Annotated in this window: 8 protein-coding genes; 3 read left to right on the plus strand and 5 right to left on the minus strand. The window is 65.6% G+C overall.

What is annotated here, in order from left to right; translation table 11 throughout:
- The first annotated feature begins 225 nt into the window (after positions 1-225).
- Positions 226-3,522 carry a tetratricopeptide repeat protein gene (locus P12x_RS16845; RefSeq protein WP_435005525.1) on the plus strand — a complete coding sequence of 1,099 codons (3,297 nt, stop codon included), beginning with the start codon at positions 226-228 and terminating at the stop codon, positions 3,520-3,522.
- Positions 3,523-3,612: 90 nt separating this feature from the next.
- Here the strand turns inward: P12x_RS16845 and P12x_RS16850 are convergent, their stop codons facing one another.
- The 4 genes from P12x_RS16850 to P12x_RS16865 form a co-directional block, all read right to left on the minus strand.
- Positions 3,613-4,743, minus strand: coding sequence for an AAA family ATPase (locus P12x_RS16850; RefSeq protein ID WP_435005526.1), 1,131 nt, complete (start codon positions 4,741-4,743; stop codon positions 3,613-3,615).
- Positions 4,736-5,374 (minus strand): hypothetical protein, encoded by a 639-nt coding sequence (locus P12x_RS16855; RefSeq protein ID WP_435005528.1) that lies wholly within the window; start codon positions 5,372-5,374, stop codon positions 4,736-4,738. The genes P12x_RS16850 and P12x_RS16855 overlap by 8 nt, the downstream gene beginning before the upstream one ends.
- Before the next feature lie 147 nt (positions 5,375-5,521).
- Positions 5,522-6,856, minus strand: coding sequence for an AGE family epimerase/isomerase (locus tag P12x_RS16860; protein ID WP_435005529.1), 1,335 nt, complete (start codon positions 6,854-6,856; stop codon positions 5,522-5,524).
- Positions 6,853-9,027, minus strand: coding sequence for a LamG-like jellyroll fold domain-containing protein (locus tag P12x_RS16865; protein WP_435005531.1), 2,175 nt, complete (start codon positions 9,025-9,027; stop codon positions 6,853-6,855). The genes P12x_RS16860 and P12x_RS16865 overlap by 4 nt, the downstream gene beginning before the upstream one ends.
- A 1,265-nt stretch (positions 9,028-10,292) precedes the next feature.
- Between P12x_RS16865 and P12x_RS16870 the strand changes: the two genes are divergently transcribed.
- Positions 10,293-12,977 carry a DUF1553 domain-containing protein gene (locus tag P12x_RS16870; RefSeq protein WP_435005533.1) on the plus strand — a complete coding sequence of 895 codons (2,685 nt, stop codon included), beginning with the start codon at positions 10,293-10,295 and terminating at the stop codon, positions 12,975-12,977.
- Between the two features lie 31 nt (positions 12,978-13,008).
- Positions 13,009-14,487, plus strand: coding sequence for a DUF1501 domain-containing protein (locus tag P12x_RS16875; RefSeq protein WP_435005535.1), 1,479 nt, complete (start codon positions 13,009-13,011; stop codon positions 14,485-14,487).
- Positions 14,488-14,499: 12 nt separating this feature from the next.
- On the opposite strand, the gene P12x_RS16880 is transcribed toward P12x_RS16875, so the two are convergent.
- Positions 14,500-17,964, minus strand: a complete 3,465-nt coding sequence (locus tag P12x_RS16880) for a zinc-dependent metalloprotease (protein ID WP_435005537.1) — start codon at positions 17,962-17,964, stop codon at positions 14,500-14,502.
- Positions 17,965-18,081: the final 117 nt, after the last annotated feature.

Raw genomic sequence — 18,081 nt, forward strand, 5'->3', positions numbered from 1 at the left:
CCCGGATCTTCCGAGAAAACCCTTCAGCCCTTAACATCCTGCAAAAAATGGACCTTCGCATTCTAGTTCGGGGGGAAGGGAAGTCAACGAACCGCGAGGACCGACCTCGATGGCCGACCCAACCCCCTTGACCGGGTCCCTGCCTGGCCCCTAGCATGGCATCCGTCGCCGGGAGGAGTGTCCCTGCGCGCTTCATCATCTTTTCTCGATCTCCCCGAACCCTTTATGACCGAACCTGAATCGGATAAGCCGCTCCCCAGGAGCGAGTCGGAGGGTGATCTCCCGGCCGACGAGACGCCGGTCGAGGCCCCTGCGCCGGAGCCCTGGACCCCTCGACGTGTCTTCGAGTGGAATTCGTACTACGACCTATATGTGGCCGGATTCGTGGTCCTGCTGGCCTTCCTCGGCTCGGCGAACAAGATCCAGCCGATCAATTCGTCGATCTGGAGCCTGCTCCACGCCGGTCGCCAGTCGATCGGCGCGGGCTCGCCGGTGGTGACCAACACCTGGACGATCGCCGGGGAGGGGGCGAGGTGGGTGAACATCTCGTGGCTCTTCGAGGTGATCCATTACGGGTTGCATTCGGCGGTGGCCTCGATCGTCCCCCCGCCCGAACCGGGGATGCCGACGCCCCTGGTCGGCGGCCCGGCCGAGCAATACGCCGCCGGGGCCCTGATCGCCCTGAGTGCCCTGATCCGAGGGCTCACGGCCTGGCTCTTGATGGGGCTGAGGCGAAAAGGCCCGGGACTCTGGTGGGCCGCGATTTGCGCGACGCTGGCCGTGGGCGTCACACTGGGACCGGCCTCGGTCGAATCCTTCGCACCGACGGCCGACGGTGAGGTCATCCGCACGGTCCGCCCGACGATCGACGTGAGCCCTGGAGGGATCGCCGGCCCCGCGGCGGTCTCCCCGGAGAACTGGGGCCTGTTCTTCTTCGCCATCGAACTTCTCCTGCTCCATCATGCGATGAACCTGGGGAAGACCGGACGCCTTTTCTGGTTGGTGCCGCTGTTCGTCGTCTGGGCGAACATGGATGAGAACTATGCCTTCGGCCTGGTCGTGCTCGCTGCGGCGGTGGTCGGTCTCGGGTTCGGGAAGCCTCGAGAGGAGGCCCGGCCGTCGTTGAAGTCCGGGCTGATCGCATTGGCGGCCTGCTTCGGGGTGACTTTCGCCAGTCCTTCGCATGTCTTCGGAGTCCTGGCGGCCTTCTCGTCGATCTATCGGGCCGTCGGCCTGGATTTCGGCCCTCCATCTCCCGTGCCGATTTCGGTCTTCGGTACTGGTCTGGGTGCCGACTTCTCCCGATCCTTCCAGATCTATTACGTGGCCTTGGTTGGCCTCGGCCTGATCTCGTTCCTCCTCAATCGCCGGAACTTCTCGCTGGGCCGGTTCCTGATGTTCGTGGTCTCGGCGGCCCTCTGGGCCTTGGCCCTGAACTACACCGCGATGTTCGGCTGCGTTTTCGCCGCGACCCTCGCCCTCAACGGCCAGGAGTGGTATCTCGACACATTCGGGGCGGAAGGCCGGCTCGGCGCGGGGTGGGCCCTCTGGTCGACCGGCGGCCGACTGGTGACGATCTCGCTGGTCTTCGCGGCGATCACCTCCGGGGTGACCGGCTGGGGACGCGAGGTTGGGGAGTCGCAGTTCGGTTTCGGCTTCAATCCCGATGATTTCCCGTTCGAGGCCGCCGAGGCGGTCAAGGCGGCCCCGATCGAGGGGAATATCCTGAACACGACCAGGGCCCAGGGTGATGCCCTCGCCTGGCGGACCGGCGGGCGCCGCAAGGCCTTTCTCGACAGCCGGCTCCATCTCTATTCGCGCGACATCTTCCTCGAATGGGACAAGGTCCGCCGGGCGATCCGGGACGACCAGGTCGAGGTCTGGCAGCCGGTCCTGGACCAGTCCAAGATCAGCGCGATCATGCTCCGTCCCTCCGGGGCCGATAGCTCTCCCGTGACTTACGCGAGGCTCCTGGGGAGCCCCCACTGGATCCCGTTCTATGACGACGGCGCGGTCGTCATGTTCGGCCGGTCCGATCCGAACGCCCCGGCGACGGACCTCGCCTATTTCAAGGCGAACCGCCTCGATGCCGAGGCCCTGGCTTACCAGCGGCCTCGGCCGGTACCCCCCTGGGAACGTCCGCCGACCCCGACATACGAGCCGATCGACAGCATCTTCAAGAACCGCTTGTTGAACCGGCCCCAGCCCCATACCGATGCGGCTCGCCGGTGGCTCCGACCGGCCGACGTACCCCCGGGGACTTCGTATCTGCCGGACCCCGCCCACTGCCTGATGGCCATCCGAGAGGCTCGCGCCGCCCTCTCGGCGAAGCCCGACGACGTGACCGCGTTTCGCTGGCTCTTCGAGGCCTATAGGCTCCTCTTGACCCAGGAGTCGGCCTTGATTGCGGGCCTGGCACCGACGCCGGAGAACATGGCCCAGATCCTCCAGACTCCGATCCAGCCCCGGGCCCTTGGCAACCGATTCCGGCAGCTCTTGACCGCGCTGAATTTCACGATCCAGACCCTCCCGCCGGCCAAGACGCTCGAAGAGCGGATCGACAAGGTGAATCTGAATTTCACCCTGGCCCAGTACTACATCCAGGCCGGGGCCTACGACCTGGCTCGCGAGCGACTTTCGGCGATCGAACCTCGCGAGGGGGAGATGGACGAGGAGTTCTTCAAGAATCTCACCCGCCTGCTCGGCGAGTTGAACCAGCGCGTCGAGGGGATCCAGAACCAGATGAGCGACCTGGTCATCAACAACCAGGCCACTCCCCTGGATCAGGCGAATTTCGCCCGATCGCAAGGCGCCCCGAGCCTGGCGATCCGGGAGCTCGAAGAGCTGAACGACGCCGGGACCAACCCCGCCGCCGTTCGCCCGCTCCTGGTCGACCTCTATTGCGACTCCGGGATGCCCGAGAAGGCCCTCGAAGTCATCGGCCCCCTGAACGTTGACGATCCTTCGCTCAGCACCGGGGTCGGCACCGCTGCGTACCGACAGGGGCAAGTCTACTTTCTCCTCGGGAATTACGAGAACGCGGTGACCCTCTGGCGCGACAAGTCGGTGGCCCAACTCCGGACTCAGCGAGGCTTGATGGCCCCGGTCGCCACCCAGATGCTGCTCAATGGCGATCCGGTCGCCTCGACCCGGATGCTCCTGGAACTCCCCGAGAAGGTCGACCAGCAGGCTCAGTGGGAATTCGAGCTGGGCCTGGCTGTCCTGGAAGGGGGCCTCTCGCCCGAGGTGGCCGCCGAGCATTTCACGAGCGCCTTGAAGCTCGAGCCCAATCTCCTGGCCAGGCCCGTCATCGCCTATTACCTGGAGAAGCTCGGGAAGCCCGTGCCTCCCCCGACAACCGTGGAGACTCCGGCCCCGGCGACTCCGGCGACCGAGCCGACTCCTGCCCCGGCGACTCCGGCGACCGAGCCCGCCCCGAAGCCCGAGGCGGCCGAGGAAGCCAAGCCGACGGATGCGCCGAAGCCCGAGGAAGCCAAGCCGGCGGATGCTCCTAAAGGATGACCTCACGGCAGGCTGCAAGGCCCGACTCCCCCGGATCGAAAGGGGGAGTCGGGATTTTCTCCGATCGGGGGGGATGAGGCTCGGGGCGGCTCAGGCCCCGATCCGCTCCAGGAGTTTCTTCGATCGATCGAGGAGATGGCGGCGGGCCTGATCGTCGGCAACCCAGGCCGATCGGTCGGTGATCGTGGCGATCCGATCGCGGAACCTGGCCAGGGCGGCAAGCGAGGTCGGCCGCTCGCCCAGTTGGGCTTCGAGGTCTTCGAGTTGTCGGGCGAGATCCTCGGCCTCGACTCGCTCCGGCGCGGCGGCTAGCGGGTGCGTCTTCGGCTGGTCGCGATGCTGGTCGAGCACCCCGTTGATCAGGGCGGCCAGGGGGTCGATCTGTTCGACCCGATCCCAGACGTACCGGAGGACCCAGAGGTCGGACGCGTTGGCTTGCTCTCGCCCGCTCAGGAGAGCCGAGGCCGCCAGGAGCTTGAGCATCTTCACCGCACGCCGGTCCGAGATTGCCACCCCGAGGTCGCGGATCTTGAAGATGACCTCGGCATAGGGCTCGGTCACTTTGGACAGGTCGACCGCGTGGAGGCGACCCGAAAGGTTTCGGAGATCGCCGGCCGTCACTCCGGAAGTGGAAGGACTGGACCGCTCCAGGGCCCAGCCGGCCGCGAGGAGCCCGGGCATGGACTCTCGCCGGAGCTGGTTGACGTGACAGCGGAGGAGGAACCGGTCGAAGAGAGCCCCCAGGGCCTCGTCCTCGGCCAGGTGGTTCGAGGCCGAGAAGAGCGAGAGTAACGGCAGGTCGCGGACCTCGGCCCCTCGGCGATAGACCCGCTCGTTGAGGACGGTCAGCAGGTTATTCAGGATCGCGCTATTGGCATTGAAGAGTTCGTCGAGGAAGGCAAACTCGGCCTCCGGGAGCATCCCGGTGGTCACCGTGGCCACCGAGCCCTCGCGGAGTCGGGCCAGGTCGATCGGCCCGAAGATCTCGTTGGGTTCGGAGAACCTCGTCAGGAGGTATTCGAAGTAACGTCCCTGGACTGCCGAGGCGAACTGGCGGATCAAGGCCGACTTCGCCGTCCCGGGAGGACCGTACAGGAACAGGTGCTCGCCCGCGACCACCGCCAGGGCGATCAGGTCGACGACCTCGTCCCGGCCGACGAACCGGCGTTTCAAGACCTCGACCACCTCTTCGCGGAGCCTTCGGACCGTCTCATCACCCAAGGGCCACCCCCACGCGATCTCGGAGGGCGGCCGGTCGGGCCTTCCCCAGTCTTTCGTAAATCATCTCGACATAATCCAGTGCCAGCCCACTCGGCATCCAACCCGGCTTCTCGTGGTCCGCCAATCTCTCGGCGTAGAGCATCAGGAGTCCAGGGTGGGAGCCGAGGCTCCCCAGGTCATCCGGAGGCCCTTCGACGTCCGACAGGACGCCCGAGAGCGGCCAGCCCCGGAGGACTTCCCCCAGGATTTCCCCCAGTCGGTCACCCGGCGCGATCGACCGGGCCCGCCGTAAGACCTGGGGAAGGAACCGCAAGGTTAGGTCGGCCGAAAGGTGTTCCGACTCTCGACTCGGCCGGGCCGGCAGGATCAGGACCCGCTCCACGAGCTCGACCGGCTCGGAGCGGTCGATCAGGAACCAGCAGGCTTGCCGGACGAATTCCGAGGCCAGGAGAGCCGAATCCCCATCAAACTCGATCGACGGCCCGGCCAAGTCGAGCCTGTGATCGGCGAATGCCGACTCCAGGACGGCCAGAGCTTCGGGTCGCTCCTTCGCCGATGGGATCGGCCGCTCTCGGAATACTACCTGACCATCCTTCAAGAGCCCGCGAAGGAAGTCGCCCAACGATGACATATCGATCCCCGATCGACTCTCCCCCACACTTTCTCCGATTTCCTCCCAGTCGACTCTAACCGAGCAGGTCCTCCGAGGACAGGTCGAGCATGCGGGCAACCACCCTCGACCGGCCGATCCTGATGTTCGAACACCTCGCGGTCCCCCCTATCGGGCCTCACCGGCCAGTTCTCCGAGCCGTTTCGAGACATTCATCAGGGACCGCCCGGTGTGGTAATTGGCCTTCCATTGGGTGGCCTTACGACCGTCGCCGATCAGCCTCCCTTCGCAGGTCGTCTCGCCGAACCAGCCGCCGAACTCGGGATCGATCATGTGGGCCTCGATGAACGCCCACTGTTTCCGGAAGGCCCGGATGTACCGGTCGGTCTCGCCGGAATACTTCCGGTCCATCAGGAGGAGGGCGTTCAGCCCTTCGGCCTGGGTCCACCAGACCTTGGTGGTGTCATACGCCTTGCCGGCGAAGACGTCCCCCTTGTCGAAGAATCCGCCGTGCTGGTCGTCCCATCCCCAGTCGAGCGCGTGGTCGATCAGGCTCCGGGCGACCTTCCAGGTGACCGGATCCTCCGGGATCCCCAGGATCTCCGCGGCGTCGACCAGCAGGTAAGCCGTCTCGACGTCATGGCCGAACGAGTCGTGGGCCGGGGCCGGTCGCCAGTCCCGGGAGAGGTAAAGGTTGAGGGCTCCGGGCTCGGCGGCGATCCGATCCCGGACGATGGTCAGGAGTTCCTCCAGCCGGGCCTTCACGGCCGGGGTCTTCTCGATCTTGTAATACTCGGCGACGGCCTCCAGGAGATGGATGTGCGAGTTCATCGACTTGAAGCCGTAGTAGACGCCCAGCCGGTCGGTCCGCTTGCCGACCGGGGCCGAGGGGTCGTAGGTGATCACGGGCTTGCCGTCGCGGGCGATGGCCTCGAAGTAGCCCCCATGTTCATCGTCGTGCGCCCGATGTTCGAGCCAGTCATAGGCGTCGCGGGCGACCTTCCGGGCCGTCTCGTCGCGGGTGATCTCGTAGGCCGTCGAGGCCGCATAGAGCGCGAACGCGGTCCCGTAGACATGCTTCTCGTCGCCGCGAGAGGAGGAGACCTTTCCATCCATCTCGACCAGCCAGTGAAATCCGCCGGAGGAGGCATCGCGCATCGTCCGGTCGAGATAAGCGACCCCTCGCCTGGCATAACCTTCGAACTCCTCGCGGTGGGGCGCGGAGTGGCGGGCGAAGGCGGCGGCTGTCCAGATCATCCGCGACTGATAGACCAGGAACCGGTTCTCATCGGGGATCGGCGACCAGTCTCGGGCATAGGTCTGGTGGAACGCGCCGTCGGGATCGAGCGACCGAGGATACCAGTGCCGGGTCAACTCTCCGGTCAGCAGGGACTCGACCTTTAAGCGGAGGTCGCGAGCCTCCACCGGGCCGATGGCCTGCGAGAAGACGGAGGACGGGGCGATCAGGGCCAGGAGGACGGCGAGTCGGAGTGGAGTGTTCATGGCCGGGTAACCCCGGAAGTCCCGGATGCCTTCCGATGGTGGTCGGCGATTTCCTCGGGGCTGAGCGATCGGTCGTAGACGGCGACCTCGTCGATCTTTCCTTCGAGGCCGGGCTCGGTGCCGGAGCCTCCCCCGATTTTCAGCCGGAGTCGGCTTCCTCCCGGTCGCGGGGCGGATCCGGTGGTGGCTTCGGGCTGGCCATCGAGGTAGATCGAGAGGTTTTCGCCGTCACGGGACAGGACAATGTGGTGCCAGCCCTTGGGTGTCAACTCGGTCTTGCCTGAAAGGATCGGCCCGGACTCCTTCCCTCGAAGGTATAAGAGCCGACCGGCCGAGGCCCCGGTTCCGCCGATGACGAGCCGCTCGACGGCCGAACCCGGATCGGTGTCGTCGGGCCGAGAAACCAGGACGCCGGTGACCTCGCGAGCGTCGTTCGGCATTCCATTCCAGAACCAGAATTCGAGGCTCGATGCCCTGCCCTGTTCCTGCATCGTGATGTCCAGATGCCCCCCGGCCAGGTGGATCGCCCGGTTGATGCCTTTCGGGCCGGTGAAGCCCGACCCGGGCGGGCCTTCGAGGTAGAACGCCAGCGGCCCTTCGAAGCTCGCCCGATGTCCTTGTCCGGTCGCGTCGGCGGCGGATGGGCCTTCCATCTCGCCCAACCGCCAGAAGGCCGTCGGCTTCGAGGCCAGTACCGAATCGACGTAATCTCCTCCCGGTTCGGTCGGGGCACCTCGGAGTCGGCCCGAGACCTTCTCCAGGAGACCGAGCACGGCCTCGACGATCTTCGGCTCGGCCTGGACCTCGAGCGCCGCAGTCCGGGCGGGCCATGTGGTGTAGCCTCCCAGGGCGTGCTGTGCGGGGGGCGGGATGTAGCCTTCCGACCCGTTGGCCAGGCTGAAGACGACCGTGGGGGAGAGCGGGCTCCGGGCCTTGATCTTCAGGCCGGTGAGGGCGTAAACCTCGTCGGGAATGGTGGCGATCCCCAGTTCACCGATCCGGATCGCCTGGAGCTTCAACTCGCGCTCGGGCTCGTCATGGAGTGCGATGGCCTCCTGAGCATAGACCTCGGGCACGTTCCTGGGGATCTGGTCGCCCATCCTGGCCACCATCGAGCGGGCCCAGGCCAGCCGCTTCTCGTCGGGAACCCGGCGCTTCAGTGTGATCCGGGCCTCGGCCATCGCCAGGGAGGCCCAGGGCTGATATTCGACCTTGCGGAGCGCCTCGGCTGCGCGATCGGCAACGGCTTCGGCATAGGCCTCGATCGTGATCGGGTCTTTCGGCTTGCCGTAATCCATCCAGTGCTGGTCGCCGCTGGTCCCCTGAGACATCATGACCACGCAGTCTCCGCCCTCTGGGCCGGGAGCGATCAGGCGGGCGAGACGATCGGCGAACGCGCCGTAGTAATCGGCCGAGACCGGCGAGGTCCCGAAATAATGCATCGAGTAGTTGGCCAGGACGGCGACCGGCTTCCCCTCGGGCGTCCGGAGGGCCAGGATCGAGAGAGTGGGGTCGACCGGTCCCGAGGGGCCGATCACGTCCGGGTTCTCGTAGCCCGGATGCATGTTGGCCCGGACCGTCAGGTCGCCAAACGGGTCGGCCAGGAGCCGGTCGGGGCGTCGAATCCATCGTCGGCAATGGGTGTGGTCGGGGTCGTCGACGACCGCCCATCCGATCCGGGCCGGAGCGAGCCGGGCCACGGCCTGGGCGACCGAGTCGGCGATTTGTTCGGGGAGCGTCGCGATGTAGTCGAGGTCGGCCCTCGAACCCAGGGCGCCCATCGCGGCGGGGGCGGTGTGGGTGTGGGTGGCCGAGATCAGCATCCGGTCGATCGGGATCCCGGTTCGATCCTTCGCGATCTCCTTCGCCCGGTCGATCAGGTCGCGGGGGAGCATGCAACTGTCGACGACCACGATGGCGATCCGGCTCGACCCATCATCGAGGACCAGCGCCCGGACCTTGAGCGGATCGCGGACCATCTCGGCCCGAGCCTCCAGGAACCCGCCGTTGACGATGGCCGGGAGCTTCGTCGGCGAAATGTCCACGATGGCCGCCCCGCCCCGGAAGACCTGGCCCGCCTCCCGACCGGTCGCCTCGCCACCCGGAAGGAGGCTCATCATCAGGCCCAGGAGTGCGGCGAAGATCATCCCCGAAAGTCCGCGAAGTTTCATGGAAACTCTCCCGCCGTCGATGATCCGTTCGTGATGGTTGCGGGTCTCAGACTATCCCGCCCCTCGACGATTGCAAGGGGCCTGAAACTTGATCGTCGCGAGGGATCGCCGAGGCAGATCAAGCCGAGGAACACATTCAACATCAGGACCGACCGATCCCGAATTTATCCGGATTGCCGAGGAAGATCCGGTTTGATGCGGGACCGGATCAGTGGGTCCGTTCCGCCGCGAAAAGTGGGTCCGTTCCGCCGGGGAAAGTGGGTTTGTTCTGTCGAATTGGCGGTTGCATTGAAGGGTGGTTGAAGTGCCAGTGTGCCGCAAACCGTTGTTTTTCATGGCTTTATTTCTGGGGATGGCGTCGGGCTGGTCGGAGCTTCCTCAATCACCCCGAGGGGTCCAGGCTGGCGGAAGTGGCTTTGATCGGGCATGGGGAGTGGGTTCGTTCCGGGCTCTCGAATCCCTTGCTTCGAGGTCTCAACCTGAATTTGAACTCGGGATTGTGGTCTTTTGTGCATTGAGCCCGGTGTGAGATCTTCTGAATCAAGATGATGTGCGGGACAGTCGGATTCAGAAATTGGCCTTGTGTCCTTCGTGTCCCAACTTATGATCCCGTCGTACATGGGTGCTGACCAATAAGGGGGTACGGTGTATGAGACGATTCGTCCCGCCGTTGATCGCCCTGATGTTGTGCGGATGTTCGCAGACTCGCGAGGAGCGGCGAGAGAACGCTGCCATCGGCTTGTTGGCGCCGGTAGCTCTTGGGTTCTGGTATCTTGATAATCAAGCCAAAGAGAAATTAGAGTCGCAAAGGTTCGAAGACACGATTCGCGAAGAACGATCGTACCGGCCGGATGGTAGGGACTACGTCCGATAAATCGATTCGAGGGCAATTCGATTCTGAGCCGAATCACCTTCTCGGGCCGGTCGGACCGAAAGCGATCGCTCTCGAAAATCATCGTGCAATAGTGAGCTGGCTAAGCATGGCTTCTCGTCGCGCCATGAAGCCACTCGCGATGATACGCACGAAATCGATACCACCCGACGTCGAGATGACGACCGGGATTCCTGATGGAACCGTCCCGCCGGGATCATCAGAGGAGTGGCGTCTTCGCGGTTGAGCGGGTAAGTTCAACGGGGGGAGAGGGATCGCCCGGGGCGGGATCGGCCCCTGCGGACCCGAGGCGGGATGCCTCGTCGATCGAATCCGTTAACGCGAATCACAAAGAACCATGATGATTGTCGAAACTAATTGTTCGAAATTTGTTGTGCTGCTGGCTGTCCTCTCGGCGTTGATCGCGAACGCGCAGGCCGAGGAAGTGGCCGACTACACGAAGGCGGTCAAGCCGGTCTTGCAGGCCCGGTGTTATGCCTGTCATGGCGTCTTGAAGCAGAAGGCGGGGCTTCGGCTGGACACGGCCGCGCTGGCGATCCAGGGTGGGGATGGCGGGGCGGCCATCGTGCCCGGCGACGTCGAGGCCAGTGCGCTCCTGGAGCGAGTGTCGACGAGCGAGGAGTCGGACCGGATGCCGCCGGAAGGGGAGCCGCTCAAGGCCGCCGAGGTCGAGGCGATCCGGGCTTGGATCCTCCGGGGGGCGAAGGCCCCAACCGACGAGAAGCCCGAGGCCGACCCTCGCGATCACTGGGCGTTCCGGTCTCCCGAACGTCCCGCCGTGCCGACCGTCGAGGACCCGGACTGGTCGGGTAACCCGATCGACGCGTTCGTATCGGCCGAACACCGAAAGCGCGGACTGATCCCCCAGCCCGAGGCCGACAGGCGGGTCTGGCTCCGCCGAGTCTCGCTCGACCTGGTCGGCCTGCCCCCGACCCGAGCCGAACTCGATGCGTTCGTCTCGGACGGCTCGCCCGGGGCTTATGAGAAGGTAGTCGATCGGCTGCTGGTCAGCCCCCAGTACGGCGAGCGTTGGGGCCGGCACTGGATGGATATCTGGAGATATAGCGACTGGTGGGGCCTGGGGGCCGAGGTCCGCAACTCGCAGAAGCATATCTGGCACTGGCGCGACTGGATCATCGAGTCGCTCAACGCCGACAAGGGCTATGACCAGATGCTCCGCGAGATGCTGGCGGCCGACGAGCTCTATCCCAACGACCTCGATCGGCTGAGGGCGTCGGGGTTCCTGGCCCGCCAGTACTTCAAGTTCAACCGGACAAGCTGGCTCGACGAGGCGGTCGAGCATACTTCGAAGGCCATGCTCGGGCTGACGTTCAACTGCGCCAAGTGCCACGACCACAAGTACGACCCGTTCTCGCAGGTCGAATACTACCGGATTCGGTCGTTCTTCGAGCCCTACCAGATCCGGACTGACGCCGTCCCCGGAGTGGTCGACTTCGAGCAGGATGGTATCCCTCGAGCCTTCGATTGCAACCTGGACGCGCCGACTTTCCTCCACATCCGGGGCGACGACCGGAACCCGGACAAGGGGAGAGTGATCGAGCCCGTGTTTCCGGCCTTCCTGTCGAAGGGGACGATCAAGGTCGAGCCGGTCGCGCTGCCGGTCCAGGCGTATCGACCGGGGCTCCGCCCGTTCGTTGTCGAGTCGTATCTAAAGGAAGCTGAGCGCCGCCTGGAAGAGGCCCGGAAGGTTCTGGAAGCCGCCCGGAAGGAACTGGCCGAGGCCGAGCAAGCGGGAACCTCCGAGGGCGAAGGGCAATTGACCGACGAGCCCGAAACGCTCGAACGGGCCAGCCTCTCCGTCGAGGTGGCCAGGAAATCGGTCGAGTCGTCGGAGTTGCTCCGCCAGTCGATCCGGGTTCGGGCCGAGGCCGACCGAGCCCGATATCAAGATTTCGCCCCCGAGAATCTTGCCGAGATCCTCGACGAGGCGGCCAGGGCTGAGAAGATCGCGAGCGTAGCCAGTGCGGACGAGGCGGTCAGTCGTGCCGAACTCGACTGGAAGAAAGCCGTCGACGACAAGAAGGCCGAGGCCGAGAAGAAGCTGGAGAAGGCGAAGACCGAACTCGAAGCGGCCCGCAAGGCGGCTGAGTCTCCCGGCGAGTCTTATACCTCGCTGGCCGGAGCGCTGAAGACCCTCGAATCGAACGTCGAGACCGAGGATTCGCGAAGCAAGCCGTTCCCGAGCACCAGTACGGGTCGAAGGTCCGCTCTCGCCCGCTGGATCACCGACCCGAAGCATCCCCTGCCCGCCCGGGTCGCGGTGAATCATCTCTGGGCGCGACACTTCGGCAAGGGGCTGGTCCCGACCGTCTTCGACTTCGGGCGCAAAGGGACACCGCCAACCCATCCCGAACTGCTGGACTGGCTGGCCGTCGAGTTGATCGAGAACGGCTGGAGCATGAAGCATATCCATCGCCTGATCGTCACATCGAAAACCTATCGCCTCTCGTCGTCGAGCGCCGGGGCTTCGGCCGAGACCCTGGCGGCCGATCCCGACAATCGATACTGCTGGCGATCCAACCCGATCCGGACCGAGGCCCAGGTCGTGCGAGATAGCCTACTGATGCTGGCCGGAGAACTCGACCTGAGGATGGGCGGGCCTTCGATCCCGGTCGATGATGAGGTTTCTCGGCGTCGGAGCCTCTACTTCGTCCACTCGCACAACGAACATCACAAGTTCCTCTCGATGTTCGACGATGCGGGCGTCCTCGAATGCTACCGACGCGCCGAGAGCATCGTGCCCCAGCAGGCCCTGGCGCTGGAGAACAGCCCCCTGGCCACCGCGATGGCCGGGAAGATCGCCCGGCGGATCACGACCGAAATTGCTGAGGGTTCCGATCGAGATTTCGTGCGATCGGCGTTCCTGGGCGTCCTCTGCGTCGAACCGACCGAGTCCGAGACCGAAGCCGCCCTCGAAGGCCTCGCCCGACTGACCGAGGCCGCCGAAAGCGCGGGACAGGCCGATCCTGGCACGCGGGCTCGGTCCGGGCTGATCCGGGCCTTGCTCAATCACAACGACTTCGTCACCGTCCGATGATGGGACGAATTTCAACCGTGAGGAACTCGGGATGACTCGCCACTCCGATCGCGATACTCGGCATGCGATCTCCACCCCTCGTCGGGCCTTCCTGGCCGACATGGGCATGGGGTTCACGGGCCTGGCCCTGGGGGCCATGCTGGCCCGAGACGGGATCGCGCGGGCCGATGCCGGGGTCGACTGGCAGCCCCCCGACGGACGGCCTCACTTCGCCCCGAAGGCCAAATCCGTCATCTGGCTGTTCATGAACGGGGGCGTCTCGCACGCGGAGTCGTTCGATCCCAAGCCCGAACTGACCAAGCACGCCGGCAAGTCGATCGACGAGACCCCGTTCAAGGACGTGCAGAATCCCGAGAAGTTGAAGCTGGCCCGCGTCACCGTGATTAACGACGCGAATGGTCAGCAGCGCAAGAAGCTTTACCCGCTCCAGGTCGGCTTCCGCAAGTATGGCCAGAGCGGGATCGAGCTGAGCGACTGGCTCCCTCACACCGGGTCCTGCATTGACGACATCGCCGTCATCCGGTCGATGTACACGACCGACGACAATCACGGGGCCCAGACCCAGTTCCACTCCGGTCGCCACATGCTGGACGGCGAGTACCCCACGCTCGGGGCCTGGGTCCATTACGGGCTCGGGTCGCTCAACGAGAATCTACCCCAGTTCGTGTCGATGGGAAATCGCGAGTACTGGAACGCCAAGGACGGCCACTACCTCGGCCCCGCCCACGACGCGATCCCGATCCGGGTCGACCCGTCGAACCCGCTTGACTTTGGCCAGCCCGCCGGGGAGATCGGCCGGGATGAGCAGCGGATCGGCTTCGACCTCGTCGGCCGGTTGAATCGGCTCAAGGCGGTGGAGTATCCCGACGACCCCGCCCTGAACGCCCGGATCAAGGCCTACGAGCTGGCCTTCCGGATGCAGACCTCGGTCCCCGAGACGCTCCACTTCGACTCGGAGACCGAGGCGACGAAGTCACTCTACGGGCTCGACGAACCCGAGACGCGCGAGTTCGGGATGCAGATGCTGGCCACTCGGCGCCTCGTCGAGCGAGGGGTCCGGTTCATCCAGGTCCAGCACGGGGCCGGCGGCGCGGGGGCCTGGGATGCCCATTCCGGGCTGAAGGCCAACCACCAGAAGAATTTCAAGGCGGTCGACAAGCCGATCGCCGGGCTCCTGAAGGATCTGAAGCGGCGAGGCCTGCTCGACTCGACGATCGTCCTGTTTGCCAGCGAGTTCGGCCGGACCCCCGGATCGCAAGGGGCCGACGGCCGCGACCATCACATCTACGGATTCTCCGTCTGGATGGCCGGAGGAGGGATCAAGGGGGGGATCGTCCACGGGGCCACCGACGAGATCGGCTTCCATGCCGTCGAGAACCGGCACTACGTCACCGACATCCACGCGACGATCCTCCACCAACTCGGCCTCGACTCGCGACGCCTGGAGATCCCCGGCCGCAAACGACTCGACATCGATCACGGCCGACCGATCACCGAGATCCTGGCCTGACCTCGGCGCTCCTCACCGGCCCCTCGATCCGATCGGGTCGCCGGGGGGAGCGGTCAAGGGTTCGGTCCGCTGGTGGGTGGCATCGGGGCGATTACGGAATCGGGCGATCTCCATCTGGAGCGCCTGGGCGTCGACCCGGCTGTCCTCGTCCCCCGCGAGCCCTCCCAGCTTCTTCACGATCGAGGCGATCAAGGCGAGATTCGCCTGGGCACGCACCTGGGGCGTGGCGGAATCGTCGGAAGCAAGCTCCATGAGCCGTTCGACGACCAGGAAGCGGACGGCAGACTGGATCGCGGCGACGCGGGGGTCCGGCTCGCGAGGCCCGAAAGTTCGGGCGATCAGGGCGTCGAGGACCTCGCCGAAGCCGACATTATCGGGATTATTGGCGTGGAACTCGACCAGTCTGGCGGCCCGCTCGGGTTGCAGGAGCGCCGAGACCGCGAGGTCGGCGGCGATGGTCGAGGCTCCGATCGGGTCGAAGGTCGGGCCCGTCCGCTTCTCGAATCGTTCGGCGGTCCCTCCGTCCTGGCCGAAGGCGACGGGCGGGATCTGTCCGAGGATCGCGGGAGGGATGGCCAGCACTCTCGGGTCGAGGGTCTCGATCACGGCGGCCAGCGCCTCGCGCTGCCGGGGGGCCGGGACGACCTCGGCCACCCTCGGCGGGTTCGGCCCCGAGGCGGTCTTCACCGCGTAGCTGTAGTCGACCCCGCCGACGGTCTTCACCGCCGCCTGGAGTTGATAGCGGTGATGGAGGTAGAGCGGCAGGAGCCGGGCTTCGAGGTCGGAGAGGGGTGATCCTTCGGGGATGTTGCCGGTCCCGAAAGTTGCCAGCCCGATCCGACGGACCTCCATCTCGTGGCGGAGCATGGCCACGGGGTCAGGGCCGTTATCCCAGAGGTTCGCCAGGGGGTGCGCCGCGCCCAGGGGCCGGGCATCGGAGTCGGAGAGGAACCGCATCCCGTTGGCCACGCCCTCGGCGACGATCCGGTTCAACTCCTTCGACTCGTCGGTACCCGGCGCGAACTGGGTGTAGGCGAACCGGGTGGCGAATTCGTCATAGGAGCCGATCCCCCGACCGTAGGCGTCGGACAGGTCGAGCCTCCCCTCGACGATCTTGACCATCGGGGCCGGGTAATCCATCACCGACCCTCGCTCGTAGGTGCTGGCGGCGAAGTTGTGGGCGAACCCCAGTGTGTGGCCGACCTCGTGAGCCGAGAGCTGGCGGATCCGTGCCAGGGTCATCGCCGAGAGGTCGCTCGACGGGTCGGCATGGGCCAGGTACTCGATCGTCGGGGGGACCGCCATCCCGCAACCGGAGGTCGAGGGGACCAGCCCCGCGCCGATCAGGGCATCCTGCCTGGCCCGCTGCGAGTCGAGCGAGACCGTCCCCTTGAGAATCTCGCCGGTCCGGGGGTCGGTGACGGAATTCCCGTACGACCATCCTCGGGTCGATCGGTGAACCCAGTGAATCACGTTGTACCGGACGTCCATCGGGTCGACTCCCTCGGGCAACACCTCGACCCGGAAAGCATCCTTGAACCCGGCCGACTCGAACGCCTTCGACCACCACGAGGCCCCTTCCACCAGCGCCGATCGGACCGGCTCGGGGGCGGCCCGGTCGACGTAGTAGATCAGTGGTTTGACCGGCTCGGAGACGGCGAGCGATGGGTCTTTCTTCACGAGTCGATGCCGGGAGATCCAGCGAGTCTCGATCGGGTTATCCGTCGGCGTCGAGAAGTCGGCGAACTCGATCCCGAAGACCCCGACCCGGGGGTCGAGCTTCCGGGGCGAATAGCCTGTGCCCAGCTCGGGCAGCTCGACCAGCGAGTGCCGCTCTCGGACGGTCACGGATTTTGGCGTCGTCGCGATTGAGGAGACGAGCGGGCCGGGATCGTCGTCGGTGGCGAAGGTGAGCGTGGCCTCGACCTCGGTGTTCTTCGGGAACGATTTCAGGCCGGCCCGATCGAGGTCGCTCCGCGATTCATCGAGCCGGTAACTCCCCTGCTTGCGGAGCTTCAGCCGATCGGCGACCCCGTGGGCGTCGCGGAGGAAGAACGAGGTGGCGTCGACCAGGAGCCGCCCCTCTTCCTCGGCCTCGATCTTGAAGCCCCAGATCACCGACCGGGCGAACGAGTCGGCCACCGATTGTCGCTCGTGGGCATTGTCGCTGAGGGCCCGGAAGCGGTAGTTGGGCTCCTCCAACAGGAGCTTCGGACCGGCCCTCCGGAAGGCGACCACCTTGGTATCGCCGAGCTGGCCCCGGTCGAGCCCGATGGGATTCGAGCCGACCCCGGTGACCAGCGTCACCTGGTAGAGGAGCTCCCGGCCGATGTTGGGAACTTCCATCCAGACCTTGCCGCCCGACTCGTCCCAATAGATCGGCAGGAATCCGTCGATTTTCGTCAGCTTGGCGGTCTTCTCGGCGATCGGTCTCGTCGGGGGAGCGGGTGTCGCCCCCGAGGACTTCGATGCCTCGGAGGCTGGTCCGGGAAGGGCCGATTTCGGGATCCGGAGTGCCATCGACCCGGCGACGGTAACCACGTCGTACTGGCCCTGGTAGCCGATCAGGAGGTGGGCGGCCCAGGGTTCCAGTCCGTAGTCGTCGGTGAGCCACTTGACCATGTCCGAGGTGGCCATCTTCAGGCCATTGTCGAGGGCGCTGGCGAACTCGGGCTGAGAGCCGATCGAGATGATGGCGTCCTCCGTCTCGACCCGAGGGACGGCCGGCGCGGCCTTCTTTTTCAGATCGACGACCATCTCCAGGTCCATCGAGGTCTCGATGCCGGTGCCGGTCGACTCGCCGTCCCCCTGGAGAGCGTGGCCGTCGCCCACGAAGAGGAGCCCGCCCGGGTGGTAGACGGGCAGGATGACCGTTGATCCTTCCACGATCCGGTTGTAATCGAGGTTCCCGCCATAGCTTCCCGAAGGTCCCGAGGTCGGGGCGAAGTTGCCCGGAGGGGCCACGCCGATGCAGCCCAGCATCGGCCGGGCGGGGAACTCCAGCGTGAGTCGGGTGCTCTTCGGCTCGCGGAGCCGGACCGTCTTCTTCTCCAGGTCGATGTCCCAGGGGACCAGGCTCGACCTCCCCTTGATGACAAGGTCGGGCTTGTCCTGGTTCGAGAAGACGTGCTCGACATCTTCCGGGGTCAGCGCGAAGAGGCCCAGCCGGAAGGCGCTCCAACCCCAGTTCCGATTCATCCGGAGCGACTTGATCCGGACAACCAGCGAGTCGCCGGGCTCGGCCCCCTCGATGAAGAATGGGCCGGTCAGCGGGTTATAGGGCTCGCTTCGCTTCTCGTCCTTCTCGTCCAGCCCGGCCGAGTCGAGCGTCCTGGTGATCACCGAGTCTCCCGGCTTGATCCGGAGGAGCACGGGATGCGACCGGGAGAAGGTTCGGAAGTAGGTCGAGGCCGAGACTGTGTGGGATTCGCCCGTGGTCGCGATCGCGACGAGGGCGGCGAGTACGAAGCTGGCCATCCGGTTGGGCTCCTCGTGCGAGTCTGTTCGGGTGAATGCGCACCGATTTTGACCTCGAGCCACCCCTCGGGCAATCCTCAACCCACTGACACTCGCCCCTCGGGCCGATTCCGTGGA

The sequence above is a fragment of the Tundrisphaera lichenicola genome, assembly GCF_051175385.1.
Classification (GTDB): domain Bacteria; phylum Planctomycetota; class Planctomycetia; order Isosphaerales; family Isosphaeraceae; genus Tundrisphaera; species Tundrisphaera lichenicola.